This window comes from Lachnoclostridium sp. MSJ-17, assembly GCF_018918205.1.
Lineage (GTDB): Bacteria > Bacillota > Clostridia > Oscillospirales > Acutalibacteraceae > Ruminococcoides.
In genome coordinates, this window is sequence record NZ_JAHLQB010000063.1 from 1 (window position 1) to 1,381 (window position 1,381).

The 1,381-nt window shown below is 56.3% G+C and carries 2 protein-coding genes; both read left to right on the forward strand.

The annotated features are described in order from the left end of the window. Window positions 1-107: 107 nt before the first annotated feature. Entirely contained in the window at window positions 108-932 is an 825-nt protein-coding gene (locus KQI64_RS05475) for an acetyl-CoA carboxylase carboxyltransferase subunit alpha (protein ID WP_216523720.1), read from the forward strand. A gap of 193 nt (window positions 933-1,125) precedes the next feature. Beyond that, window positions 1,126-1,381 (forward strand): hypothetical protein (locus KQI64_RS05480; RefSeq protein WP_216523721.1); only part of this gene is annotated, 256 nt, incomplete at its 3' end.

Sequence of the window (1,381 nt, forward strand, 5' to 3'; positions counted from 1 at the left end):
AATTTGTCCTGCAGAAGGGCTTTATCGACGCGGTCGTCAGCCGCGTCGCGCTCAAGTCCACCATTTCAAAGCTCTTGAAGATGCACGGCTACGGGGAGGAATAAGTCATGTCAGCTACCAATTCGGTCAATCCCAATCCCGCCTATGACAAGATGCTCGCGGCGCGCGACGCATCGAAGCTGACGGCGGTTGATTACATAAAGAATATGTTCGGCGACAGCTTTATCGAGCTGCACGGCGACAGAAGATTTGCCGACGACAAGGCGATCGTCGCGGGTCTGGGTATGCTCTACGACACGCCCGTGACCGTCATCGGCATCGAAAAGGGCAGAAACACCAAGGAGCGCATGGAACGTAACTTCGGTCAGGCTCATCCCGAGGGCTACCGCAAGGCGCTGCGCCTGATGAAGCAGGCGGAGAAGTTCCACCGTCCGGTGCTTTGTCTGGTCGACACCAGCGGCGCGTATCCCGGCATCGGCGCCGAGGAGAGAGGTCAGGGTCAGGCGATCGCCGAGAACCTGATGGAGATGATGACCCTCAAAACGCCTGTCCTCACCATTCTTATCGGAGAGGGCGGCAGCGGCGGCGCACTTGCTCTGGCGGTCGCCGACGAGGTGTGGATGCTCGAAAACTCGGTCTATTCCGTCATTTCGCCCGAGGGCTGCGCGTCTATCCTCTGGAAGGACAGCGCCAAGGCTCCGCAGGCGGCGGAAGCGCTGAAAATGACCGCTCAGGATCTGTTCGGCTTCGGCGTGATCGAGCGTATCATCCGCCAGCCCAAGGCTGAGGACGCCGCGATGTTCGAGAGCCTGAAGCTGCTCGTGCTCCGCACGTTCGAAAAGAACCTCGCCCTCACCGACGAGGAGCTGCTTGAAAGACGCTACGCGAGATTCCGCAAGATCGGCGCGCGTCAGGATCAACAATCAGAATAAAACAGTAAGGGCGTACCGCATGGATACGCCCTTTTTCCTTGATACGCAAGCCGCGAAACAGCGGAATATTTTTTTATAACTACTTGCTAACGCAGGCAAAATATTATATAATAAAACAGTATATGAATTGATTCGGTGAAATGCGGCGCTTTTCTTTGAAAAACAGCGGCATTTGACCCCGGGAGGAACGGACATGAGCGGAAAAATCACCCACAGACTGGCAGCGGCAGGCATCTGTGCCCTTGTCGCGGCGGGCTCCTGCGCTACGGCGTCCGCCTTTGGGCATTCTTATTATTTGCCCGAGGTCAGCGGCATGAATATCACGGTGCCGGGAAACCTGACCACCATCATGCGCGACGCGTCGGAGAACGACAGCTATTTTACGACCTTTCATCAGGACTACGCCGCCACGATGCAGGATTTTCATACCAACAACATCTATTTGCAGG

Excerpts from the sequence above, each read along its gene's own strand:
- KQI64_RS05475 (WP_216523720.1), top strand. The coding sequence starts at position 108 with ATGTCAGCTACCAATTCGGTCAATCCCAATCCCGCCTATGACAAGATG.